At 23.4% G+C, this 646-nt stretch carries 1 protein-coding gene; it reads left to right on the top strand.

Going from position 1 to position 646, the window contains the following annotated elements; translation table 11 throughout:
• Positions 1-646, top strand: a 646-nt coding sequence (locus AVBRAN9334_RS10095; RefSeq protein ID WP_336607740.1) for a hypothetical protein, incomplete at both ends; no start/stop codon positions are given.

The following is a 646-nucleotide window of genomic DNA, read 5'->3' as shown; positions in this document are numbered from 1 at the left end:
ATGTAAATAGCACTATTAATCTAAGCCAAATAAGACAAGATATAAAAACAAATAATTTTGAATATAAAACAAGTGATAAAGAATTAAATGTATTTTTTAGCCTTGATAATAAAAGCGTAGGGATTAGCTTAGATAAAGATACTTTAAAAGATTTAAAAAGCTTTTTTAATAAAAATGATTTTTTAGAAGAAAATGGAAAAACTATTTTAAAAGGCGACGCTGCTAATTATGTAGCAGGTTGGTTTAGTGAGATTGCTTTTGATTTAAAATATCTTGAAAGTGATAGCGATAATAATGGGGTGTTAAATAGTGATGAATTAATGAATACTTTAATTGATGTTTGTTATTTTGATGAGAATAAAGATGGGGTTTATGTCTTAAGCGAGATTGTTAAAAAAGACAAAATATTAGAAGAAGATATTAATGAATTTGGCGAAAAAAATATAAACACTATTTCAAAAATGATTAATAATAGAATATTTTTTGATAAAGATAAAGATGGAGAAATTTTAGTAAAAGAGCAATATATTGAAGATGAAAGTGAGTATTTTAAAAACTTAAATCAAGCAAAAGAAGAATTAAAAAATAAAAAAGAAAAAATAGAAGCCAATCCAAAGCTAAAAGAATACGCAATAAATGAAGAAAA

Origin of the sequence: Campylobacter sp. RM9334, from assembly GCF_020138145.1 — a bacterium.
Taxonomy (GTDB): Bacteria; Campylobacterota; Campylobacteria; order Campylobacterales; family Campylobacteraceae; genus Campylobacter_E.
Note: the sequence above shows the minus strand (reverse complement) of the source record. Positions and strands in the feature narration are given on the sequence as shown.